We start from the raw sequence: 23,526 nt of genomic DNA, 5'->3' as shown, positions 1-23,526 counted from the left end.
ACTCCGGGCCACGGACCCAGCCAGGACTCCGCGCGACACTCCCCGGCGCCCAGGATGGGTAGCCGCAAAAGCGCTCGACAGCGCATCCTGGTGGCCTTCACGCGGCTGCTGCTCGGCGTCGCGCTCCTGGCGGCCGTGGCCGCACTGATTGCCGGCGGGTACGTCTTCAACTTGGCGCAGACGTTCGACTCACACAGCACCAAGATTGAGCAGGCCTTTCCGGCGGAGTCCATGAGGCCGGAGAAGCCCCAGCCCGCGCCTGGTCAGGCTGGCAAGACGCCAATGAATATCCTGCTGATGGGAAGCGACAGCCGCGGCGCCACGGAGGCTGACGCGGAAAGGGGCGCCCCCACCGACCAGCGCGCGGACACACTGATGCTCGTCCATATTCCTGCCGATAGGAAGAACATCTACACGATGTCAATCATGCGGGACCTCTGGGTGGATATTCCCGGGCACGGTCAGGCCAAAATCAATGCGGCGTTGGCCCTCGGTGGCACGCCGCTCATGGTGCAGACCGTTGAATCCGTCTTCAAGCAGCGCATCGACCACGTCGCCATGGTTGATTTCCAGGGGTTCAAGGGGCTCACCGACGCCCTGGGCGGGGTCACCGTGGACGTCAAAGTCCCCTTCAACTCAAGCCATCTCAAAGGTCGCTACTTCCCGGCTGGGATGAACACCCTCAACGGAGACGAGGCGCTGGCATTCGTCAGGGAGCGCTACGCCTACGCCGACGGGGACTACCAGCGGGTCCGCAACCAGCAGGACTACCTGAAAGCCGTCCTCAAGAAATCCATCGACGGCCAGACGCTCTCCAACCCGGTCACGATCAACAACCTGGTGGGCGCCCTCTCGCCCTTCGTCAGCGTCGACAAGACCTTAGATGCTGCGACGCTGGCAGGACTTGCCTTGGAGTTGAAGGACGTACGCTCGGCCAACACCGTGATGTTCACGCTGCCCACGGCCGGCACGGGAACCTCAGCCGACGGGCAGTCCATCGTCCTGCCCCTTCCCGCGGCCATCGGGCACGTCTCCGAGGCCTTGGCCTCGGACACCGTGGGCAACTACGTGGCAGAGAACCACTTCCAAAACGGCAACTGACCGACGGCGCGGGCCGCGGGCTGGAACAGTGCCGCCTGCGACTTTTTGATGGACCGCGGTGGTAGTGTCCGGCCATGGGAACGTCACCGGAACCAGCAGGAGCAGCCGCCGCCGGGACGCCGGTCGGGGCACGCCGCCGTCGGATTATCCTCGCTATCATCGCCGGGCTGGCGGTCCTCGCCGTCGGCGCCGCGGCTTGGCTGCTGAACGGGCCCCGCCCCGAAACAGCTGCCCCCGCGCCGAGCTCCGCCCCCGCCCCCGCCCCGACGCCGACCCCCACCCCCACGCCGACCCCCACGCCCACCCCTGAACCGGCGCCGACGGACCTGAATATCCTGCTGGTGGGCAGCGACAGCCGCGTCAACGCCCGTGCGGAGGCCGCCGCCGGCAACGAATCCGACCAGCGCGGCGACGTCCTGGTCCTCCTTCATCTCCCGGCCGACCGGCAGAGTATGTACGGCATCTCGATCATGCGGGACCTGTGGGTGGACATTCCCGGCTACGGCGGGGGGAAGGTCAACGCCGGGCTCCAACTGGGAGGGATCCCGCTGCAGACAAAGACGGTGGAGTCTCTACTCGGCACACGCATTGACCACACTGTCATGGTCGATTTCGAGGGCTTTGCCGCGCTGATCGATGCGCTGGGAGGAATCGACGTGGACGTGACACGGCCGTTCACCGGCACGATCGAGTCCCAGCACTACTACCCGCCGGGGGTTAACCGACTCGACGGTGCCCTGGCCCTGGACTTCGTCCGCGAGCGCAAGGCCTTCGCCGACGGCGACTACCAGCGGGTCCGGAACCAGCAGACCTTCCTCAGGGCCGTCCTCGCCAAGGCCCTGGGCGGCGGCGTGCTGGCGGACCGTGCCACCGCGCACGCGTTCGTCACCGGCGTGCTGCCCCACGTGACCGCGACCCCCGGACTGACCTTGGACACACTGGAGCGACTGGCCTTTGGCCTGCGCTCCGTGCAGGCCGGCAACGGGGTGTTCTTCACGCTTCCGACGGCGGGCACCGGCACCAGCGCGGACGGCCAGTCGATTGTCCTGCAAGACACCGCCGGCACCGCAGAGGTGGCCGCGGCACTGGCATCCGGAGGGCTGGGCAACTACGTGGTGGCCCACGGGTTCCGGAACGGGAACTGAGGCACGCCCGGCCCGGCCCCGGGGTCCGGTTGCGGCCCTGCCCGGCGGTAGATTGGGTCCATGACGCAGACTCCCGTGCAGCCCTCCCCGCAGCCCCCCGTCGCCAAAAAGGTCCCCGCCCCCCGGACCCACCACGGTGACGTCTTTGAGGACAACTACGAGTGGCTGCGGGACAAGGAATCCGCCGAGGTTGTGGACCTGCTGAAGGCCGAAAACGCCTACCAGGAGGCAGTCACAGCCCATCAGGAACCGCTGCGCGAGGCCATCTTCCAGGAAATCAAGGGCCGTACCCAGGAAACCGACCTCTCCGTGCCGAGCCGCAAGGACGGCTGGTGGTACTACACCCGCTCGGTCGAGGGGAAGGAGTACGGCATCCAGTGCCGCCTCCGCGCAGAGGACAGCGGCGACCGGGTGGCGGACTGGACGCCGCCCGCCGTCGAGGTCGGCGTCGACATTCCCGGCGAGGAAGTCCTCCTGGACGGCAACGTGGAAGCCGAAGGCAAGCCCTTCTTCGCCGTCGGCGGATCCGCGGTGACCATCGACGGGAACCTGTATGCCTATGCGGTGGACAATGCCGGCGACGAACGCTTCACGCTGCGCATCAAAGACCTCCGCACCGGCGAGCTGCTGCCGGACGTGATCGAGAACGTCTTCTACGGCCTCTCCTTCTCCCCCGACGGCACCCGAATCTTCTACACCGTGGTGGACGCGTCCTGGCGCCCGTACCAGGTGAAGGCCCACGTCCTGGGCACCCCGGTGGCCGAGGACGAGGTCATCTACCAGGAGGACGACGTCGCCATGTGGCTGGGCTTCGAGCTCTCCGCGGACCGGCGGCACCTGGTCCTGGGCATCGGCTGCTCCGAGTTCAGCGAGACCCGGCTGCTGCGCTTCGACGCTCCCGACGCCGGGCTGACAACTGTGATTTCCCGCGACGAGCGCATCCTCTACGAGGCCGAGCCGTTCCTGCTGGCGGGCCCGGACGGGGTCGCGTCCGAAACCATCCTGCTGACCCACAATAAGGACGCCATCAATTCGATGGTCTCCCTCGTCGACCCGGCGGAGCTCGCCAAGCCGGCCGCCCAGCAGCACTGGCACACCGTCGTCGCACACTCCGACCAGGTGCGGGTCAACGGCGCCGGCGTCACCTCCACCCATCTGGTGCTGTCCATCCGCAAGGACACGATCGAACGCGTGCAGGTCCTGCCGCTGGCCGGACTCGGCACCCCGCACCAGGGCTCTCCCGTGGAACCTGCCTTTGACGAGGAGCTGTACACCGCCGGGGTGGCCGGCTCCGACTACGAGGCCCCCGTGATCCGGATGGGCTACACCTCCTACTTCACGCCGTCGCGCGTCTACGACTTCGTGCTCCCGACGGCGGAGCAGCCCGCCGGTGAGCTGCTGTTGCGCAAGGAGAGCCCGGTGCTGGGCGGCTACTCGGCCGCGGACTATGTCGCGACCCGGGAGTGGGCGGTCGCTTCCGACGGGACCCGGATCCCGCTCTCGGTGCTCCGGCACGCCTCGGTGGCGCGCGATTCGACCGCCGCCGGCCTGGTGTACGGCTACGGCTCCTACGAGCTGAGCATGGATCCGGGCTTCGGCATTCCGCGGCTCTCGCTGCTGGACCGCGGCATCGTGTTTGTGATCGCCCACGTCCGCGGCGGCGGTGAACTCGGCCGGCACTGGTACGACGACGGCAAGAAGTTGCACAAGAAGAACACCTTCACCGACTTCATCGCTGCCACAGACTGGCTCGCGGCTTCCGGCTGGGTGGATCCGGCCCGGATCGCCGCCATGGGAGGCTCCGCCGGCGGACTGCTGATGGGCGCCGTGGCCAACCTGGCACCGGAGAAGTACGCCGCGATCGTCGCAGCCGTCCCGTTCGTGGACGCCCTGACCACCATCCTTGACCCGGAGCTGCCGCTCTCGGCGCTGGAGTGGGAGGAATGGGGCAACCCGATCACGGACCCGGAGGTGTACGCCTACATGAAGTCGTACACGCCGTACGAAAACGTCCGGGCGGCCGCATATCCGAAGATCGCGGCAGTCACCTCATTCAATGACACCAGGGTGCTCTACGTGGAGCCGGCCAAGTGGGTGCAGCGGCTGCGCGAGGTGAACACCGGGACCGAGCCGATCGTGATGAAGATCGAAATGGAAGGCGGCCACGGCGGCGCTTCCGGCCGCTACGTGCAGTGGAAGGAACGCGCCTGGGACTACGCCTTCGTCGCCGACTCCCTCGGCGCAACGGAACTGCTCCCAGGCGCCGGGCTGAAGTAAAACCGGCCCGGGTGGTGCCAAGATTTGATCATCATGCTTACTATTAACCGTCACTAGGCACATCCGGGTGGACACTGCTCACTGGGGGCAGCAGAAACCGTGCCGGAACTGGAGTAATTGTGAGCAACGAACAGGAATTGACACCGCTCAGCGACGCTGAACTGATGGCGGAGGGCGCCACGGCACTTCCCGACAAGGAAGTCGCATCAGTTCTGGACCTGAATGCCGACCTGAACCTCGGCATCAGCGCCGCGGCACCGATCGACCTGGGCGTCGCGGCAAACGCCAATGTCGCAGCCCCGATTGACGCGGGCGCCTCCGCAAACGTCCTCTCCTTCGGGTCCGAATCCCAGGCGCTGGCCCAGCAAGGAACCCTCATCAACCAGGGCATCACCGGCGATGCCACGGCACATTCCGTGCAGAACAGTGGCATCGACCACGGCACCGCCACCACACCCGCCCCGGCGGCGACGGACCCCGCGGCAGCTGTTCCGGCCGCGACCGCTCCGGCGGGCACGCCCGGCGGCGGAGTCGTCCCCGGCGGCGTCCTCCCGGCAGGAAGCACCCCGGACCTCGGCGCGGCCACCGCGGGCGCGGCAGGGGCCCTCAACGGCAACCTGCTTAACGTCAACGTCAACCTGGACGCGAACGCCGGCATCGCCGCACCCATCAACGGTGCCGTGGCCGCCAACGCCAACGTCGCCGCGCCGATCGATGCCGCAGTCGGAGCCAACATCGGCTCGATCGACAGCAACGCCTACGCCGTGGCCCACCAGGACGCCATCATCAACCAGGACATCCACGGCAACGCCACGGCTGGTGCCGAACAGCAGTCCACCCTGAAGCAGTAGCCAGTCAATGACTAGCGTGCAAGGCGGGCCGTCCATGCAGGACGGCCCGCCGGCCCCTGCCCCGGCATCCGCGGGCACAGCTCCCGCCACCCTGCCACCCCCGGCGCTGGCCGACGGCGTCCGACTGATCGGCGAGACCAAGGGGTCCGGCTACAAGCAGGCCCCGTCGCTGGTCCGGCGCGCGGACGGCCAGACGATCCAGCTGACGCGACTGCTTTACCTGGTGCTCGAAGCCATCGATGGCCGCCGCAGCCTGGAGGAGATCGCGCAGCACGCCGGCAGCGTCTTCGGCAAGCAGGTCAGTGCAGACAATGTCCGGACCCTGATCGACACCCAACTGCTCCCCCTCGGTCTGCTGCGGCTGGCTGACGGCTCGCAGCCGGAAGTCAAGAAGTCCAACCCGCTCCTGGGCATGCGGTTCCGCTACTCCGTCACGGACCCGGAGCGCACTCGAAAGCTCACCGCGCCGTTTGCCACGTTGTTCAATCCGCTGATTGTCGTCGCCGTGACGGCCGCCTTCCTCGCCACCTGCTGGTGGGTGCTGATGGTCAAGGGACTGGCCTCGGCCACCCATGAGGCCTTCTCCAACCCTGGCCTGGTGCTGCTGATCCTCCTGGTCACCGTGCTGTCCGCCGGCTTCCACGAATTCGGGCATGCCGCCGCGGCCCGCCGCGGGGGCGCCACGCCGGGGGCCATGGGCACCGGCCTGTACCTTATGTGGCCCGCGTTCTACACCGACGTCACCGATTCTTACCGGCTGGGCCGCGCTGGCCGGATCCGCACCGACCTGGGTGGACTCTACTTCAACGCGATCGTCGCCGTGGCCATCATGGGTGTCTGGTGGGCTACCGGTTTCGACGCGCTGCTGCTGGTGGTGGTAACCCAGATCCTGCAGATGGTCCGGCAGTTGCTGCCGATGGTCCGCTTCGACGGCTACCATATCCTCGCCGACGCCACCGGCGTGCCGGACCTGTTCCAGCGGATCAAACCGACCCTGCTGGCATTGATCCCCTGGCGCAAGACCGATCCCGAAGCCCAGCTCCTCAAGCCGTGGGCCCGGGCCGTTGTCACCGCCTGGGTACTTGTCACGGTTCCGCTGCTGGTCTTCAGCCTCGTCACGATGGTCCTCACCCTGCCTCGGGTTCTTGGTACCGCCTGGGACAACGGATGGAAGCAGCAAGCCATGCTGTCGCACAGCGTGGCCGCCGGCGACTTTGTCGATGCCGCCGTGCGCGCGCTGGCCATCATCTGCATCGCCCTGCCCATCCTGGGCATCTTACACATCCTGCTGCGCCTGATCCGGCAGGTAGTCACCGGCCTCTGGCAGCGGACCCGCGGCAAGGCACTGCAGCGCGGGACGGCGATCGCCGCGATTGCCGCCCTCGCTGCGGGACTGGCGTGGGCCTGGTGGCCCGGCGCGGAGAGCTATCGCCCGGTCCAACCCTACGAACGCGGCACCCTGGCCGATGCCACCACCGCCATCTTCCCCGCCGCAACCGGGCGGGACCTGAAGCAGGGGCAGGCGGGCCGGACGGTGGCGCTCTGGCCCCAGGGCGCCCGCAAACCCACCCGCGAGGAACCGCAGCTGAGCATGGTGCTGGTCCCCCGGGCGTCCTCGGCCGCGCCGGGAGCGTCCGGCACCACGACGCCGGCACCGTCGTGGGTGTTCCCCTTTGACAAACCGGCCGCGCCCGAAGAGGGCGGCAACCAGTCGCTGGCTGTCAACACCAAGGACGGCTCAGTGGTCTACGACGTCGCCTTCGCCCTGGTCTGGGCCGACGACGGGTCGGACGTCCGCAACACCAACGAGGCTTACGCCTTCGCCAGCTGCAAGGACTGCGCGGCCGTCGCGGTCGGTTTCCAGGTAGTCCTGATCGTGGGACAGGCCCATGTGATAGTCCCCGAGAACCTTTCGGCCGCGGCTAACTACAACTGCCTCAGGTGCCTCACGTACGCTCTGGCGAACCAGCTGGTCCTCACCCTCGACGGGCCGCTAAGCGCCGACGGCATGGCCAAGCTGAACGCGCTATGGCAGCACATCGCGGAGTACGGCCGGAACCTGCGAAACGTCCCCCTCTCGGAGATCCAGGGGAAACTGGAGGGCTTCAAGGAACAGATCATGGAGCTCGTCCGGACCGACCCCAGTGCTTCACCGCGAGGGGCTGGCCCGGCTCCGGCCACCCCTGGCAGCTCGCCAGCGGGAACCAGCCCGACCCCGACCCCCGGCGCGACGGACTCTATGCCGTTGCCCACTTCGGGGGGCACGGTTGCGACCGTTCCCCCGGTCCCTGCCCCGGCCGCCCCGCCAGCCACGTCCCCGGGCACGTCGGCGCCGGAACCGCAGCCCGCGGTACCCCCGGGCACAGCCACTGCGCCGGCCCCCGGCTCGACGTCGGCTGCTCCTTCCGCCACGGCTCCGCCGGCACCATAGGCCGGGGCGTAGTTGCGCTCGTCCGTTTAGCACGAAGCAGGCCGGTTCGCCAGAGATGGCCGCCATGGGGACCCCCATGGCGGCCATGCTTGGCGAAGCGGTGATCCCTGTGGCGCCACCGAGGGCAGCCAGCTCATCCCGAACGCCAACGCTCCATCCCGGTTCATGGATGCCCGAACCTGGCCGGGAGCAGACGAGCCGCGGGATCTCAGGGGCTGCAGGAGACCGGACTCGGCGTGGATGGGAGCAACTGGGCGGGAGCGTCAGCCCGGCTGCCGGGCCCGCCACTCCGCGGCGAGCATGGCGTAGACCAACTCGGTCGCCCACTTGCCCTTGTAGTGCCATTTGTCCACCTGGGTCGATTCCAAGCGCATACCCAGGCGTTCACACAGCGCCGCGGAGGCCGTGTTGAGGGCGTCCAGCTTGGCGTCGATCCGGTGGAATCCGAGGTCCTCGAAGCCCAGCTTCAGCAGCGCCGCAGCGGCCTCGGACGCGATCCCCCTGCCGCGTGCTTCCGGCGCGAGGCTCCAGCCGATCTCGGCCTGGCCGCAGCCGGGCAGCCACTTGAGCACTACTTCGCCGAGCAGCCCGGGCGAGTCCGCGGCTTCGATGGCCAGGCAGATCCAGTCGCCCTCCTTTTCGAAGACGAAATTGGCGTACTTTCCCACGGACTCCATGGACTTCGTGTAACTCTTCGCCTCCCCCGGCAGGAACCGGGCGGTTTCGGGCAGCGAGTGGTAGGCGTGGTAGGCATCCAGGTCAGCGGCCTCGAAGCGGCGCAGCACCAACCGCTGCGTGCGGAGGGGCAACAGGATTGGCAGGTTGAGTTCGGTCATGTCCCCAGCCTAGGACGTACACTGCCGTCGACTGCTCCGGAGGTGCCGTTATGCGCCGCCAAAAAGAGCCGTTACGGAGCAACCGATGACTGGGCGACGACGGTGGCCGTCGCCTCCGCGATCGCGCGCTCCTCGTCGGTCGGGACCACCAGCACCGGGACGGCGGAGTCCGGCGTCGAGATGACCCGGGGCTCCTTGGAGCGTTCGCGGTTCAGGCCGGCGTCGAGCTCCACACCGAGCGCCCCCAGCCGTTCCGCGACCAGGCTGCGGAACTGGTGCGAGTTCTCGCCGATCCCCGCGGTGAACACGAGCGCCTTCGCCCCGCCGACAGCCACGTGGTAGCCGCCGATGTACTTCGACAGCCGGTAGGAGGCCACGGCGAGGGCCATCGCGGACCTGGCATCCCCGGCTTCGGCGGCCTCCACGACCGACCGCATGTCGTTGTTGCCCGCGAGGCCCTTGAGCCCGGACTGGCGGTTGAGCATGGAATCGATGTCCTCGGCGGACCAGCCGGCCCGGCCGAGGAACACCAGGATTGAGGGGTCCAGGTCGCCGGAGCGGGTGCCCATCACCAGCCCTTCGAGCGGGGTGAAGCCCATCGAAGTGTCGATCGACTTGCCGCCGCGGATGGCGGTGACGGAGGCGCCGTTGCCCAGGTGGGCGATCACGGCGTCGAATTCCTCCACCGGCAGGTCCAGCAGCGCCGCGGCCCGGTGCGCCACGTACTCGTGCGAGGTGCCATGGAAGCCGTAGCGCCGGATGCCGTGATTCGTGTACAGCTCATCCGGCACCGCGTAGCGCCAGGCGTGCTCGGGGAGGGTGCGGTGGAAAGCGGTATCGAAGACGGCCACCTGCGGCAGCTCCGGCCATTTCTTCGCGATCGCGCGGATACCGAGCACGTTGGCCGGGTTATGCAGCGGCGCCAGCGGGTTGAGCCGTTCGATGGCGCGGGTGATCTCGTTGTTGACCAGCACCGGTTCGGAAAACCGCTCGCCGCCATGCACCACACGGTGGCCCACGGCGTCCAGCGGGCGGTCACCGAGTGCCCCGTGGATCTCCCCGTCCACCAGTTCCAGCGCCTCCGCGTGGTCGCGCGGGCCCTCGATCTCGCCGTCGCCGTCCCCGCCGTTGCCCATCCCGATCTTCTCGACCAGGCCCTCGGCGAGGACGCTGCCCGCCTCGACGTCGCGGACCTGGTACTTGAGCGAGGACGAGCCGGAGTTGATGACGAGCACGAGCATGGGGGCCTCCTAGGCCTTGGAGTCTACGGGCTGCACCGCGGCCTGCCCGGCCTGCCCCGCGGGCGCGGCCGCCGGTTTGGCAGACTGGGCCTGGATCGCGGTGATGGCCACCGTGTTAAGGATGTCATCCACCGTGCAGCCGCGGGACAGGTCGTTGACCGGTTTGCGGAGCCCCTGCAGCACGGGCCCGACGGCGACCGCACCGGAGGACTGCTGGACCGCCTTGTAGGTGTTGTTGCCGGTGTTCAGGTCCGGGAAGATGAACACCGTTGCCTGGCCGGCCACGGACGACCCGGGCATCTTGGACTCGGCGATGGCGGCGTCGACGGCGGCGTCGTACTGGATGGGGCCCTCCACCGCGAGGTCCGGGCGCCGCTGGCGGACCAGTTCGGTGGCCTGCCGGACCGCGTCGACCGCCTCGCCGGCGCCGGAGCCGCCGGTGGAATAGGACAGCATGGCAACACGCGGCTCTACGCCGAACTGGGCGGCGGTTTCCGCCGAGGCCAGCGCGATGTCCGCGAGCTGTTCGACATTGGGTTCCGGGTTGACGGCGCAGTCGCCGTAGACCAGCACCCGGTCCGGCATCAGCATCAGGAACACCGAGGAGACGATTTTCACGCCCTCGCGGGTCTTTACGAATTCCAGCGCCGGCCTGATGGTGTGCGCCGTCGTGTGCGCGGCGCCGGAAACCATGCCGTCCACCACGCCCAACTGGACCATCATGGTGCCGAAGTAGCTCTCGTCCTGCATGACCTCGAGCGCCTTCGCCAGGTCCACTCCCTTGTGCGCCCGGAGCTCCGCGTACTTCTGCGCGAAACCCTGGCGCAGCTCGGACGTGGCAGGGTCCACGATGTTGATGCCGGCGAGGTCGATCCCCTGCGTGGCGGCCAGCTCGCGGACCTCGGTCTCGCGGCCCAGCACGGTGAGCTCACAGACGTCACGGCGGTGCAGGATCTCCGCGGCCCGCAGGATCCGGACGTCCGTGCCCTCCGGCAGGACGATGTGGCGGCGCTGCGAGCGGGCCCGTTCGATCAGGTCATGCAGGAACCGCAGGGGCGTCATCCGCTCCGGCCGCGGCAGATGCAGCCGCTCCAGCAGTTCGGTCTCGTCCACCCTCTTGGCCCACAGACCCAGCGCGGAGGCCACCTTGCGGCGGTGGCCGGACCAGATTTCGCTGCGGACCTCGGAGACCCGTTTGGCGGTCACATAGGTGTCCTCCGGAGCGGCGAAGATCGGGAACGGGGCCTGCGCCAGCAGCGAGTAGATGGTGGGGTCCGGGGCCAGGCCGCCGGTCAGGATCAGCGCCGACGGGACCGGGAATTCCGGCGAGAACGAGGAGGCCAGGCAGGCCACCAGCACGTCCGCCCGGTCACCGGGAACGATCACCAGCGCCCCGTCGTCGAGCACGTGCAGGAAATTGGCCACGTTCATGGCGGCCACCTTGACCGAGTGCACGTCGCGTTCCAGGTCAGGCAGCCCAGCCACCTGGCCGATGCCGAGCGCGGCGGCAACCTCGCCGGTGGTGGGCCGGGCAATGTCCTCAAGCTCGGGGAAAACGTACACCGGGCGTCCCGAGGCGCCCGGGCGGACCGCGGCGGCGATCGCCTCCAGGTCCTCGGGGTCGGCGCGGTTGACCATGATCGCCAGCAGGCTGCACCGCTCCGCCAAGAGTTCCTTCCGGGCCACCTCGACGGCGTCCGCGGTTTCGGCCACGGTCCGGCCCTTCGCCCCGACGACGGCGACCATCGGCGCCGCGAGGTTGTTGGCGAGCCGGGCGTTCAGGTCGAATTCGACGGCGGCGTCCTGGCCGGTCAGGTCCGTGCCCTCGATGATCACGACGTCGCAGTGCCGGGCCATCTCCGCGAAGATCTCGACGCAGCGGGAGTCGATTTCCTCGCGCTTCCCCTCCGCGAGCAGCCCGCGGACCTCGGCGAACGTCAGGCCGCTGCGGCAACGGTCGTCGTCCAGGTCGAAGCGGGACTTCATCAGCGCGACCATCGGGTCCGCATCGGCGCGGCCGTGGACGACGGGCTTGAAGAAACCGATGCGGTCCGCGTGCCGGTGCAGGGTATCCGCCAGGCCCAGGGCAATGAGCGACTTCCCGGATCCCGGAGTGGTCGCACTGACGTAGATTCCTTTGGCCATGTGTCCCAGCATACTTACCCCTCTTGACAGCGGGCACCCGAATGGGATTACCTAATGAACATTCGGTAAATAAAGCTGGAGGCAACGACGCATGGCTGAACTGACGATTTCCGGGCTCACACACCCCATCCTGAAAGACGACTACGCCTCCGAGTGGATGGGCATTGAGGTCCTGGCGCTCAGCGACGGCCACGCCACCATCCGGATGCCGCTCCGACAGGAAATGCTCAACGGCTTCGGCATGGCCCACGGCGGAATGATCTTCGCCTTCGGCGACACTGCCTTCGCCCTCGCCTGCAACCCGGTGACGCCGGGGCCCGGCGAAGCCGGGATCGACACAGGCACCATCACCGTCGCATCGGGCGTCGACATCAATTTCATCAAGCCTGCCTTCCGCGGCCAGATCCTGACCGCCGTCGCCAACCGCCGCGCCAGCACCGGCCGCAGCGGCCTGTACGACATCCAGATTTACGCCGCGGACCCGGGCACAGACATTCCGACGACGGCGCCAGCCGGCTCGGCCCCTGTCCCCACGGCCCCCGGCGAACTTCCCGCCGACGCCGCCACCAACGCCGCAGCGTGGGAACTCGTCGCCGAGTTCCGCGGCCGCAGCCGCACCATCTCCAAGAAATAGAAACAGGGAACCCCAGATGACCACCCCCACCGCTGAATCTGCCCTCGCCGCCAGTGACGCCGTCCTGGACCGCGAAGAAACCATCTCCCGTGACGAGCTCGAGGCCTTGCAGCTCAGCCGCCTGCAGCACACCGTGGCGTACGCCTACGACCGCGTTCCCCTGTACAAGCGGAAGTTCGACGAGGCCGGCGTGCACCCCACGGACCTCCGTGAACTCTCGGACCTGGGCAAGTTCCCCTTCACCACCAAGGAGGACCTGCGCCTGGAGTACCCCTTCGGCATGTTCGCCGTGCCGCAGCACGAGGTTGCCCGGATCCATGCCAGCTCCGGCACCACCGGCCGCGCCACGGTGGTCGGCTACACCAAGAAGGACCTCGCGGACTGGGCCAAGCTCGTGGCCCGCTCGCTGCGCGCCTCCGGCGTCCGGCCCGGGATGAAGGTCCACAACGCGTACGGCTATGGCCTGTTCACCGGCGGCATGGGCGCCCACGCCGGAGCCGAGGCCCTCGGTTGCACCGTCATCCCGATCTCCGGCGGGCAGACCGAACGCCAGATCACCCTGATCCAGGACTTCAAGCCGGACGCGATCCTGGCCACCCCGACCTACCTCCTGACCATCGCCGACGCGATGATGAAGCAGGGCATCGACCCGGCCTCCACCTCGCTCAAGTACGCCGTCCTCGGCGCCGAGCCCTGGACCGAGGAAATGCGGCACGAGCTCGAAGTCACCATGAACATCAAGGCCTGCGATATCTATGGGCTTTCCGAGGTCATGGGCCCGGGCGTTGCCGGCGAGGCCGTGGAAACCCAGGACGGAAGCCACATCTGGGAGGACCACTTCCGCCCCGAAATCATCGACGCCTTTGATCCCTCGGTGGTCCTGGGCGACGGCGAACCCGGCGAGCTGGTCTTCACCTCGCTCACCAAGGAAGCGCTGCCGATCATCCGCTACCGCACCAAGGACCTCACCCGGCTGCTGCCCGGCACCGCGCGCCCCGCGCACCGCCGTATGGGCCGCATCACCGGCCGCAGCGACGACATGATCATCCTGCGCGGCGTGAACCTGTTCCCCTCGCAGATCGAGGAGATCGCATTGCGGATCCCGGAACTGAGCCCGCACTTCCAGCTGGAACTGACCCGCCCGGAGGGCCAGCGGATGGACCAGCTGACCGTCCGGATCGAACGCCGCGAGTCCGTCACGGGCGAGGTGGTCGCCTCGGCCGCGAAGGTCCTGCAGCAGCAGATCAAGATCCACGTGGGGTCCTCCTGCACGGTCGACGTCGTCGAACCGGGCTCGCTGGAGCGCTCCAACGGCAAGCTGCGCCGGATCTACGACCTGCGCCCCAAGGCCTGACCGACCGACCGTTCATGAGAAACTAGCGAGTATGCCCAGCACAGTAACCAGCGCCAAGCGCGGCCGCCCCGGCTATGACCAGCAGTCGGTCCTGCTGATCGCCGTAGACGTCTTCAACCGCCATGGCTATGACGCCACGTCCATGGGCATCCTCGCCGAGAACCTGGGCATCTCCAAGTCCGCGATCTACCACCATGTGCCGTCCAAGGGCGACCTCCTGAAGCTTGCCCTCGACCACGCCCTGGGCGGCCTCGAAGCCATCCTGGATCGACCCGAGGCGCGGACCGGCTCGGCTGACGCCCGGCTGGAATTCGTGGTCCGGGAGACCATCTCGGTGTTGGTGGAGCGGCTGCCGTTCGTCACGCTGCTGCTCCGGCTCCGCGGCAACACCGAGATCGAACGGGACGCCCTAGAGCGCCGGCGCACCTTCGACCACAAGGTCGCGGCCCTGATCTCCGCGGCCCGCGACGAGGGCTCGCTCCGCCAGGACATCGACCCCCGCACGGTCACCCGGCTGCTGTTCGGCACCATCAACTCGATCGTCGAATGGTACAAACCCGGCGGCTCGCTGTCCCCGAAGAAGCTGGCCGACGACGTCATCACCATGGCGTTCCACGGCCTGCACGTCCCGGGTTAGTACAGCTAGACCGCCCCGGGTTTAGGCCGCGGACGCCGTCACCCCGCCGTTCCGCCCGGGGCCGTCATGACCCACCCGAGGAAATACATCAGGGCCGCGGACAGGATCACGGTGAACGCCGCGACCAGGAGGGAACGATCCTTCGCCCACAGCAGGGTTGCCCAGAGCATCACCACAGTGGCCACCAGCAGGATCACCACGATGTCGTCGGAGGCTCCGGCCTGGAATACGGCCTGCCCCAGGACCATGAGCACCCAGGCGGGCGACAGGACGGTGACGTAGGCCATCGTCAGGGCCACCTTGCCCATTCGGGTGATCGGGAACCAGACAACGCCGCGGCTCCGGGCCTCGGGCACCGGCCCGGACCGGGAATGGCTCATGCTGCGCGTCTCCCTCCGGCGGCCGGGAATCTGGTCCCAAACTACACCCGGGGCGCCGCCGCGGACAGGCACCCCGAACCCAGCCGGACGAAGGCACGGCACCCCGGAAACCGGGGTGCCGTGCCTCATGCGGGACGCCGCTGAGCCTCCGATCAGAGCTGGTAATCGGCCGCCGTGGTGATGTTCTCGTGCACGCAGAGAATGTTGTGCTCGGTGTCCATGAACCAGGCGCACTTCTCGGAGTCCGTTGTGCAAATGTGGTTCTCGGTCTTGAGATCGGGGAGATCGTAGTCCTGGAACATGACGCCCTTGGCTTCCATCTCCTTGACCGTGCGTTCGATCTCGCTGACTTCGAAACTCAGGGTGGTGTGCTCTGAATGCTTTCCATCCCTGACTGGCATCAGCTGCAGCATCGGGCCGCCGGCCGAGCCAAACAGTTCACTTCCATCGTCTGTCACCCCACGGTGAGGCAGGCCCAGTGTGTCCGCATAGAAGCGGTGGGCTCGCTCTGCATCATCGACTGGCAGGACCGTTGTGGCTTTGTCTAAAACGAGGGTCATTTCGCCACCTCCTACGAGGCAAATTTTACGCCGGGGCGGGGCGGAAAGAGCCGGCAAGTTGCGCCCCCGGGCACGTGACGCTCCCACACCTCCGGCGACCCAACCACCGACGCTCCCGCACCAACTGCGGGAGCGTCACCGCGGAAAGCGCACCTGATGAGGGGAGCCCCGAAAGGCTACTTCTCCACGAGGGTAAGCACGTCGTAGGTGGCCACGATCTCGTCGTTCTGGTTGGTCAGGACGGCGTCCCAGGCCACCTCGCCGTACTCGTCCGTCTCACGCGGGGTGATCTTCTTGGCCGTCAGGGTGACCCGGATGGAGTCCCCGGCGGCCACCGGCGTGATGAAGCGCAGGTTCTCCAGGCCGTAGTTGGCCAGTACCGGGCCCGGCGCGGGTTCCACGAACAGCCCGGCGCCCCAAGCCAGGAGCAGGTAGCCGTGCGCCACAATGCCGGGGAAGAACGGGTTGGCCTCCGCCGCTTCCTGGTTGGTGTGGGCGTAGAAGGTGTCGCCGGTGGAAGTGGCGAACTTGGTGATCTCCTCCAGCGAGACCTCGCGCAGCCCGGAGCGGACGGCATCGCCGATGCGCAGGGTGGCCAGCGGCTTGCGGAACGGGTGCAGCCCCTCGGTCTCGACCGTGAAGTTGCGGTCCGCGCCGGTGTGCCAGACGCCGGTCACGGCGGTCAGCATGTTCGGCGAGCCCTGGATGGCGGTGCGCTGCATGTGGTGCATGACCGAGCGGATGCCGCCCAGTTCCTCGCCGCCGCCGGCGCGGCCGGGGCCGCCGTGGACCAGGTGCGGGACCGGGGAGCCGTGCCCGGTGGAGCTGCGGGCGTCCTCCCGGTTGAGCATCAGCACGCGTCCGTGGTGCGCCGCGATGCCGGTGACCAGTTCGCGGGCCACCTCCGGATCGTTGGTGCAGACCGAGGCGACCAGCGAGCCGCCGCCGCGGGCGGCGAGGCGGACGGCGTCGGCGAGGTCGCTGTAGCCGATCACGGACGACACCGGGCCGAAGGCCTCCAGCGAGTGGACCTCCTCGGCTTCCGGGTCGGCCCAGCTCAGCAGCACCGGGGACATGAACGCGCCGCCGTCGACGACGCCGACGCTCCCGTCCGCGCTGGTGACCTTCGGCGAATCGAGGGTGCCGTAGGCGAGCTCGCCGCCGGCGTCGAGCATGGACTGGACGGCTGCGCGCACGTCGGCGAGCTGCTCCAGTGAGGCGAGGGCGCCCATCGTGACCCCGTCGGCGCGCGGGTCTCCGAGCACAACGCGTTCGTTGATCCGCTCCCCCACGGCGGCGACGACGTCGGACACCAGGTCTTGCGGCACGATCGCGCGGCGGATCGAGGTGCATTTCTGGCCGGCCTTGGCGGTCATCTCGGTGACGAGGGACTTGATGAAGGCGTCGAATTCGGGGGTGCCCTTCACGGCGTCCGGGCCCAGGATGGCGGCGTTGAGCGAGTCGGTCTCGGAGGTGAACCGAACACCGCCCTTGACCACGTTGGGGTGGGACTTCAGGGTGTTGGCGGTGGACGCGGAGCCGGTAAAGGCGACGAGGTCACGGTAGTCGAGGTGGTCCAGCAGGGTGCGGACGGAGCCGGAGACGAGCTGCAGCGATCCCTCGGGCAGGATGCCGGACTCGTCGATTGCCTTCACCACGGCCGCGGCGACGTAGCCGGTAGGGGTGGCGGGTTTGACGATGGTGGGGACGCCGGCGATGAAGGCCGGGGCGAGCTTTTCGAGCATGCCCCAGACCGGGAAGTTGAAGGCGTTGATCTGCACGGCGACGCCGGGGATCCGGGTGTAAATGTGCTCGCCGGCGAAGGAGCCGTCGCGGGACAGCACCTCCATGGGCCCGTCCACCACTACCTGGGCGTTGGGCAGTTCGCGCCGGCCCTTGGAGCCGAAAGTGAAGAGCACGCCGATGCCGCCGTCGATGTCGATCATCGAGTCGACCTTGGTGGCGCCGGTCTGCGCGGAGAGTGCGTAGAACTCCTCGCGGCGGCCGTTGAGGTACTGCGCGAGTTCCTTGAGCTTGAGGGCGCGCTGGTGGAAGGTCAGCTTGCCCAGTTCCGCCTGGCCGGTGGTGCGGCCGTAGTCCACGACGGCGGCCAGATCCAGGCCCTCGGTGCTCACCTTGGCCAGGAGTTCGCCGGTGCTGGCGTCCAGGACGGAGGCGGCTCCGGCCGCGGCGGCCGCATCGGGGGTCCACCAAGAGCCGCGGATGAAGCTGGGGACAATCTCGACGGTGCCCACAGTGGGTTCCGGAGCTGTTGCAGTGGTGGTCATCGTTGACGGGTCCTTCCAACGCGGGGCAAGATCAACACGGCCAGCGCATTACTGACCGTCCGTTCGGTAATATGTCTACAGTACATGAATGAGCCCTGCGGCACACTAGTAGCGGCAGCACCGACCGGCCCGTGAAGGGCCCAAGCCCCGAGGAGACGTTATGACAGCCGATTCCCGCGCCGCCGAGCCGTGGAAGATCACGCTCGGCGAACTCGACGAGAAGATGGGCGTCAAGATCGTGGAGCAGTCGGTGGACCGGGTCGTGGCCACCATGCCGGTGGAGGGCAACCGGCAGTCCTTCGGGCTCCTGCACGGCGGTGCCTCCCTCGCCGTGGGCGAGGCGGTGGGTTCCTGGGCCGCCGTCATTCACGCCAGCACGCTGGGCAAGACGGCGGTGGGCGTCGATGTCTCGGCCACGCACCACAAATCGGCCCGTGAGGGGCTGATCACGATCACCGCGACCCCCATCCACCTGGGCGGCACGGTCACCACACACGAGGTACTGATCACCAATGAGGCCGGCGAGCGGCTGTGCACGCTGCGGATCACGAACCTGCTGCTGGACCGGAAGGGCTAGGCCCGGCTGCTACCGCGGCGGCGCGGCCCTGACGGCCCGGTGGCGCCGCAGGATCAGGAGCGCAGCGGCCAGCAGCACGGATCCGCCGGCCAGCCCTGCGGCCGGCAGCAGCCACCCGGTACCGGCGTCTGGCGCCTGTCCGGAACTTGCCGGCGGCCGCGCGGGTGCGGCGGCGGCCGCGGTCGGAAGACCAGCTATCGGCGCACTAGCGGCCGGCAGGCCCGCCGGGTGGTCGGCCTGAGCTTCCGGCACGACGTCAATCGGCCCGGGCAGCCCCGAAGGCACCAGCGGCGACTCAGCGTCGGCGTCGGGCAACTCCGCGGCCTGCGCGGCCGGGCCAGTCGGCGTGGCGACGGGCCGGACGACCGGGGCCGCTGGCTGCACCACCGGGGCCGCTGCTGCGGCAGCTGCGCCGGCGGCGGCGGTCTCCGGTGCGGCCGGCGCGGAGACGTCCACGGCCAGCAGTACCGCGCCCGAGCGGCTGAAGCCGTTGACCGTCTCTGCAGTGAAGGTCAGGTGGCCCGCGGCCGCCGGAGCGGGGAAGGACCAGAGTCCCGACTGGTCCACGGGCACTTCCGACGCCGGCTGTCCGGGCACGGTGATGCGGACGGCAGACCCAGCGGGTACGGCGGAGGCGGGCGCCGCCCGAACCTGCCCGGAGATGAATCTCCCGGGGCTGACCGCCGGGTTAGCTGCCGGGTTGGCGGGTGCGACGAGTTCCGGTTTGTTCAGGAACAACTGCAGTTGGACGTCCGGGACCAGCTTCAGGGCATCCTCGAGGGTGGCGGCGATGGCACGCAACTGGGTGCTGCCTTGCTTCTCGGCAGCGGTATGGGTTCCCACCGCAAAGTTGCCGCTGATCCAGGGGCCACCGGAATCACCGCCGTCCGACGTGACCGTGCTGGAATCGAAAGCCCTGACCGCACGGAGGTCGTTGTCATAGTTTTGCGGCAGGCTCTTCGGTCCCGGGATCAGCCAGATCCCGACCGAGTCGACGGTGCCGCACTTCCACCCGGTGGTCCGGCCGGACCGGCACACCGCTTGGCCCACCTTCGGGGCCATCGCTCCGATGATTTTGACGGCCGTGGGCCCCGGGTTTGCGGGGTCCGCCGTGTTATATGCTGGCTCCCCACCGAGCCACTTGGTCACAGCCGGCTGGACCCTGACGCCGGCCGCAATGTCCTTGATCACGGCGATGTCCGTTCCGATGTTGCCGGGATTGGTTCCGGTAGTCGGGGTGTTGTTGGCACCGCCAAACTGGCTGAACCCAAAGATTCCAAGCGGCTCGGGAACAGCCGGCCGGGCCGTCGTCGCGCCCCCTGCCGGCGACGCGGTGGGCGGCTCTATGACCGTGGCGTGGCTGGCTCCGTCACCGGCGCAGTGGCCGGCGGTCAGGATTAGCGGGGCACCGGTGGTGCGGTCATATCCGCCGAAGCCGGCAGAACAACTGAAGTTGACGTCCGTGATGTAGCCCTGCCCGCCGAAGATGTCCGAGGTGGTCGGGGCTTCGGCCGTGAGCGGGGCACCCTTTTCCAGCTGGACATTCCCGTAGCGGGCCACAAATTCCGCAGCTGTAATCTTGCCCGGCACGGGAGTCCCGGATGCCACCGGCGGCCGAGGGGCCAGGAAGTCCGGCAGTGCGGCCTCGGCTGAGGTGCTCCCGCCGGTCCGGATGACAAAGTGGCCGTCGGCGTAGGCCACCGCCTGCAGGCCGGCCGGCCCGACCTCGCGGACGTAGGCCTCGAACAACTGGTCCGCACTCCAGGCCAGCTGCTCCGCGGCCGTCGGCCCCTTCGCAGCGGCTCCGGCAGGCGGTGCGAGCACGAAATCCGCCGTCGACCCGGCCGCGTTCAGTCCATCAATCATGGTCTGCAACTCCGCCCCGCGGCCTTCGACGACAATCTGGCCGCCCTTCAGGCTTATTCCCACATACCCTGGGAGCCCGTGCAGGGACGGTTCGGCGTCGGCGGCGCGCTTGGCCAGCTGTCCTGCCGCGTTGAATTCCTCGAGCGTCAGGCCGAGGTCGCGCCGGAGGGCCTCGGCGAGGCCGGCGTCGCTGATGGCGGGGGCGGCGGGCGCCGAAGACTGTGACGGAGCCGGCGAAGTCGACGCATTGGGCGTTGCCGACGGGGACGGCGCCGCAGTCGCTGTGCCGGCCTGCCCGGCGTCGGCAAACGCCGGGACGGCCAGAGACGAGCCCGCGAGCACAACGGCTGCGGCTGCCACCGCTCTCATCACCAGCGCGTATTTGGGAGTCATCACCCGGTTACTTTAGCGCCCCAGTTTGCCTACAAGGGTTGCCATCTCCCCGACCGTTACCCCATTGTGGCCGAGGAACTCGGCGATCTTCACGTGGCGTACGAACCGCAGCAGGCTTTCCTGGCGGCTCCGGATCAGCGGCGCGAGGACGTCCTCGGGCAGATACCGCTCATGCTGATGAGGGGTCGGGGACGTCCGATGGTGCTCATTAATGCCGCGCATCGCGCGCTCGTAGGCCAAGGCGATGGCTTCCTCTCCAGCGCCCGCGAGGTCCTGGAGCATCGCCGCAATCATTCCGCTGCGGTCTCTGCCGGCCGAGCAGTGGATCACGACGCCGCCGGGCGCCGCCGCCACGGCCTTGAACACCGCCGCGAGCCTGCCGGGGAAGATCCGGGCGTTGTCCGGATAGAACGCCGGGTCGTTCAGGTAGGGAATGCACAGTGCACGGAATTCGCTGTTGCCGGGGTCCTCGGTGGGCGTGTGCACGACGTCGAACGCCGCCAGGGTCTCCGCGCCGACCCGCGGATCGGTGCCGCGGCGGCGGATCTCCTCCGGGTTGCGGAGGTCGATCACGGTGCGGATCCCGCCGTCGTACGCCTGCCGCCAGCCGGTCTCGGTGAGCCACTCCCGGCGCCCCATCCGGTAGACGCCGCCGGCAATGTGCCAGGCATTGACAGCGCCGTCCCAGGCGATGGCGCCGCCAGGATTCTGCTCCTTCACGGAATCACCCCATCCCATCTACCCGCCGAGCCCGCGCTAGCGCCGCTTCGCCAGCCTGAATTCGAGGGCCCTCCGGACCATCGGCCACTCATGTTCCAGGATGGAATACACCACGGTGTCACGCAGGACGCCGTCGGCTGTCCGGGTGTGGCTGCGCAGCACGCCGTCCTGTTTTGCGCCCAGCCGGGCGATCGCCTCGCGGGACTGGTGGTTGAGCCAGTGCGTGCGGAATTCGACGGCGGGGCAGCCCAGGGTTTCGAAGGCGTGCCGGAGCAGCAGCAGCTTGGAGTCAGGGTTGCTGCCGCTGCCGTGCGCGGAGGCGGCGTTCCAGGTGGAACCGATCTCCACCCGGGGGGTTGCGGCGTCGATGTTCATGTACGTGGTCATCCCGATCACCTTGCCCGGGGCCCCGGTTTCCGGGTCAAGCCGCCGGGTGGCGAACGGCAGCATCGAGCCGCTGTCCTGGAGCGCCAGGCGCCGGTCGATCTCGGCGGCCATCGCCTCGGGCGCAGGGACCGAGGTGTACCAGAGCTTCCAAAGTTCGCCGTCCCGGACCGCGTCCACCAGGCCGTCGTGGTGGCCGTGGCTCAGCGGCTCGAGGACGACGTAGTTACCGGTCAGGGTGATGGGCGAGATCGCGGGGCGGTCCAGGGAAGTCACCGGACCATCCTAGGCATGCCGGCCGGCGGTCTGGGTAGGCTGGGCCCATGATCACAGTCCACGGCACCGTCCATACTGCCCTTGAACCCGCCCGGGTCTTCACCTACCTGTCAGCGTTTGAACACACCCCGGAGTGGGATCCCGGGACCCCCGTGGTGAAAAAGCTCTCGGAGGGGCCGGTTGCCGTTGGCCACCGGTACCACGCCGAGGCCGAGTTCCGCGGAAAACGGCAGGCACTGACCTACGAGGTAATTGAACTGAGCGCCAGCCGGATAAAACTGCGCGGCGAGAACAAGTCAGTCATTTCCGTGGACACAATCGAGGTGTCGCCGGCCGGGGACGGGTCCACGGTGGATTACACGGCTGAGTTCCAGCTCAAGGGCTGGCTCAAGCTCGCCGAACCGATTGCGCGGCCGGCCTTCAACTCCCTCGCCGGCCCCGCCATGGACGGGATGAAGAGGACGCTCGACTCGTTGGCACGGTCCTAACCGGCTACAGCCGGGCCGCGCCGCACGGCCCGGGCGGATCCCCCAATGAGTACCCGCCCGGGATCGGCTCAGGCGGTCCAGCCGAAGAAGCCCTTGCCGGTCTTGCGCCCGAGTTCGCCGCGGGCCACCTTGTCCCGGAGGATCTGCGGCGGGGCGAAGCGCTCACCCAGCGTGGAGGCCAGGTATTCGGCGATGCCGAGCCGGACGTCCAGGCCCACGATGTCGGTGGTGCGCAGCGGGCCGGTGGGGTGCTTGTAGCCCAGGACCATGGCATTGTCGATGTCCTCGGCCGAGGCAACGCCTTCTTCCACCATGCGCATCGCTTCGAGGGCAATCGCGACGCCCAGCCTCGAGGACGCGAAGCCGGGGGCGTCATTGACGACGACGGCGGTCTTCCCCAGCGCTTCCACCCAGCCGCGGGCGGCCTGGGCGAGGGCCTCCGAGGTCTGCTCGCCGAGGACCACTTCGATCAGGGTGGACGCCGGGACGGGGTTGAAGAAGTGCAGGCCCAGGAAGTTCTGCGGACGCTTCAGCTCGCGGGCCAGTCCGTTCACGGAGAGCGAGGAGGTGTTGGAGGCGAGGTACGCGTCTGCTGCGAGCCGTTCCTCGATCCCGCGCAGCGAGGCCACCTTCAGGTCCCAGTCCTCGGGCACGGCCTCGACGACGAGCTGCCGGTCCTTGAAGTCGTCGTAGTCCACGGTCACGGAGAGCCGGGAGACCATCTCATCGAGGTTTCCGTCGGTTGCGCCGCGCTCGATGCTCTTGGCCGCCGCGGACTCCACGCGCTCGCGGGCCGCCTCAGCGGACTCCTCGTCACGCTCGACGACGAGGACATTGGCACCGTTGATCAGGAACGCATGGGCGATGCCCGCGCCCATCCGGCCGCCGCCGAGAACTCCAACGGTGGCAGGCAGGTTCGCGGGGAGTACCGAGTTGCTCATA

20 protein-coding genes are annotated in these 23,526 nt (G+C 68.5%); 10 read left to right on the top strand and 10 right to left on the bottom strand.

Going from position 1 to position 23,526, the window contains the following annotated elements; all coding sequences use genetic code 11:
- The first annotated feature begins 54 nt into the window (after positions 1 to 54).
- The 5 genes from ACZ5Z0_RS12410 (at position 55) to ACZ5Z0_RS12390 (ending at position 7,805) form a co-directional block, all read left to right on the top strand.
- A complete protein-coding gene (locus tag ACZ5Z0_RS12410) occupies positions 55 to 1,101 on the top strand; it encodes an LCP family protein (protein ID WP_464108699.1) in 1,047 nt (348 codons plus the stop codon).
- 74 nt (positions 1,102 to 1,175) lie between these two features.
- Positions 1,176 to 2,246: an LCP family protein gene (locus ACZ5Z0_RS12405; RefSeq protein ID WP_464108698.1), complete on the top strand. Its 1,071-nt coding sequence runs from the start codon at positions 1,176 to 1,178 to the stop codon at positions 2,244 to 2,246.
- Positions 2,247 to 2,306: 60 nt separating this feature from the next.
- The gene (locus ACZ5Z0_RS12400; protein ID WP_464108697.1) at positions 2,307 to 4,523 is read left to right on the top strand and encodes a S9 family peptidase; all 2,217 of its coding nucleotides are present in this window, start codon (positions 2,307 to 2,309) and stop codon (positions 4,521 to 4,523) included.
- 119 nt (positions 4,524 to 4,642) lie between these two features.
- The gene (locus tag ACZ5Z0_RS12395; RefSeq protein ID WP_464108696.1) at positions 4,643 to 5,374 is read left to right on the top strand and encodes a peptidoglycan-binding protein; all 732 of its coding nucleotides are present in this window, start codon (positions 4,643 to 4,645) and stop codon (positions 5,372 to 5,374) included.
- Between the two features lie 7 nt (positions 5,375 to 5,381).
- Positions 5,382 to 7,805 (top strand): hypothetical protein, encoded by a 2,424-nt coding sequence (locus tag ACZ5Z0_RS12390; protein WP_464108695.1) that lies wholly within the window; start codon positions 5,382 to 5,384, stop codon positions 7,803 to 7,805.
- Positions 7,806 to 8,068: 263 nt separating this feature from the next.
- Here the strand turns inward: ACZ5Z0_RS12390 and ACZ5Z0_RS12385 are convergent, their stop codons facing one another.
- From ACZ5Z0_RS12385 to pta, 3 genes are all read right to left on the bottom strand, one after another.
- Complete coding sequence (locus tag ACZ5Z0_RS12385; RefSeq protein ID WP_464108694.1) at positions 8,069 to 8,641, bottom strand: GNAT family N-acetyltransferase; 573 nt, start codon at positions 8,639 to 8,641, stop codon at positions 8,069 to 8,071.
- Positions 8,642 to 8,712: 71 nt separating this feature from the next.
- Positions 8,713 to 9,882, bottom strand: a complete 1,170-nt coding sequence (locus ACZ5Z0_RS12380; protein WP_464108693.1) for an acetate kinase — start codon at positions 9,880 to 9,882, stop codon at positions 8,713 to 8,715.
- A gap of 9 nt (positions 9,883 to 9,891) precedes the next feature.
- Positions 9,892 to 12,027 carry a phosphate acetyltransferase gene (gene pta, locus ACZ5Z0_RS12375; protein ID WP_464108692.1) on the bottom strand — a complete coding sequence of 712 codons (2,136 nt, stop codon included), beginning with the start codon at positions 12,025 to 12,027 and terminating at the stop codon, positions 9,892 to 9,894.
- Positions 12,028 to 12,118: 91 nt separating this feature from the next.
- On the opposite strand from pta, the gene ACZ5Z0_RS12370 reads away from it, so the two are divergent.
- From ACZ5Z0_RS12370 to ACZ5Z0_RS12360, 3 genes are read left to right on the top strand one after another with little or no spacing between them, the layout of a single operon-like run.
- On the top strand, positions 12,119 to 12,661 hold the full coding sequence (locus ACZ5Z0_RS12370) for a hotdog fold thioesterase (RefSeq protein WP_464108691.1): 543 nt from the start codon (positions 12,119 to 12,121) through the stop codon (positions 12,659 to 12,661).
- A gap of 16 nt (positions 12,662 to 12,677) precedes the next feature.
- Positions 12,678 to 14,015 carry a phenylacetate--CoA ligase PaaK gene (paaK, locus tag ACZ5Z0_RS12365; protein ID WP_464108690.1) on the top strand — a complete coding sequence of 446 codons (1,338 nt, stop codon included), beginning with the start codon at positions 12,678 to 12,680 and terminating at the stop codon, positions 14,013 to 14,015.
- Positions 14,016 to 14,046: 31 nt separating this feature from the next.
- Positions 14,047 to 14,652: a TetR/AcrR family transcriptional regulator gene (locus tag ACZ5Z0_RS12360; protein ID WP_464108689.1), complete on the top strand. Its 606-nt coding sequence runs from the start codon at positions 14,047 to 14,049 to the stop codon at positions 14,650 to 14,652.
- 38 nt (positions 14,653 to 14,690) lie between these two features.
- On the opposite strand, the gene ACZ5Z0_RS12355 is transcribed toward ACZ5Z0_RS12360, so the two are convergent.
- The 3 genes from ACZ5Z0_RS12355 to paaZ form a co-directional block, all read right to left on the bottom strand.
- Complete coding sequence (locus tag ACZ5Z0_RS12355; protein WP_464108688.1) at positions 14,691 to 15,032, bottom strand: hypothetical protein; 342 nt, start codon at positions 15,030 to 15,032, stop codon at positions 14,691 to 14,693.
- 152 nt (positions 15,033 to 15,184) lie between these two features.
- On the bottom strand, positions 15,185 to 15,592 hold the full coding sequence (locus ACZ5Z0_RS12350; RefSeq protein WP_464108687.1) for a VOC family protein: 408 nt from the start codon (positions 15,590 to 15,592) through the stop codon (positions 15,185 to 15,187).
- A gap of 176 nt (positions 15,593 to 15,768) precedes the next feature.
- Positions 15,769 to 17,880, bottom strand: coding sequence for a phenylacetic acid degradation bifunctional protein PaaZ (paaZ, locus tag ACZ5Z0_RS12345; RefSeq protein WP_464108686.1), 2,112 nt, complete (start codon positions 17,878 to 17,880; stop codon positions 15,769 to 15,771).
- A gap of 160 nt (positions 17,881 to 18,040) precedes the next feature.
- On the opposite strand from paaZ, the gene ACZ5Z0_RS12340 reads away from it, so the two are divergent.
- Positions 18,041 to 18,457, top strand: coding sequence for a PaaI family thioesterase (locus ACZ5Z0_RS12340; RefSeq protein WP_464108685.1), 417 nt, complete (start codon positions 18,041 to 18,043; stop codon positions 18,455 to 18,457).
- Between the two features lie 9 nt (positions 18,458 to 18,466).
- Here ACZ5Z0_RS12340 and ACZ5Z0_RS12335 read toward each other — a convergent pair whose 3' ends face one another.
- The 3 genes from ACZ5Z0_RS12335 to ACZ5Z0_RS12325 all read right to left on the bottom strand — a co-directional run bounded on the left by ACZ5Z0_RS12335 (position 18,467) and on the right by ACZ5Z0_RS12325 (position 22,096).
- Positions 18,467 to 20,716: a S1 family peptidase gene (locus ACZ5Z0_RS12335; RefSeq protein WP_464110780.1), complete on the bottom strand. Its 2,250-nt coding sequence runs from the start codon at positions 20,714 to 20,716 to the stop codon at positions 18,467 to 18,469.
- A gap of 12 nt (positions 20,717 to 20,728) precedes the next feature.
- Positions 20,729 to 21,409: a tyrosine-protein phosphatase gene (locus ACZ5Z0_RS12330; protein WP_464110779.1), complete on the bottom strand. Its 681-nt coding sequence runs from the start codon at positions 21,407 to 21,409 to the stop codon at positions 20,729 to 20,731.
- A 63-nt stretch (positions 21,410 to 21,472) separates the two neighbouring features.
- On the bottom strand, positions 21,473 to 22,096 hold the full coding sequence (locus ACZ5Z0_RS12325; RefSeq protein ID WP_464108684.1) for a GNAT family N-acetyltransferase: 624 nt from the start codon (positions 22,094 to 22,096) through the stop codon (positions 21,473 to 21,475).
- A gap of 47 nt (positions 22,097 to 22,143) precedes the next feature.
- Here ACZ5Z0_RS12325 and ACZ5Z0_RS12320 point away from each other — a divergent pair, with 47 nt between their 5' ends.
- On the top strand, positions 22,144 to 22,584 hold the full coding sequence (locus ACZ5Z0_RS12320; protein ID WP_464108683.1) for an SRPBCC family protein: 441 nt from the start codon (positions 22,144 to 22,146) through the stop codon (positions 22,582 to 22,584).
- A gap of 68 nt (positions 22,585 to 22,652) precedes the next feature.
- On the opposite strand, the gene ACZ5Z0_RS12315 is transcribed toward ACZ5Z0_RS12320, so the two are convergent.
- Complete coding sequence (locus ACZ5Z0_RS12315; RefSeq protein WP_464108682.1) at positions 22,653 to 23,525, bottom strand: 3-hydroxyacyl-CoA dehydrogenase family protein; 873 nt, start codon at positions 23,523 to 23,525, stop codon at positions 22,653 to 22,655.
- Position 23,526: the final 1 nt, after the last annotated feature.

The organism is Arthrobacter sp. T2-23 (assembly GCF_055398325.1).
Note: the sequence above shows the minus strand (reverse complement) of the source record. Positions and strands in the feature narration are given on the sequence as shown.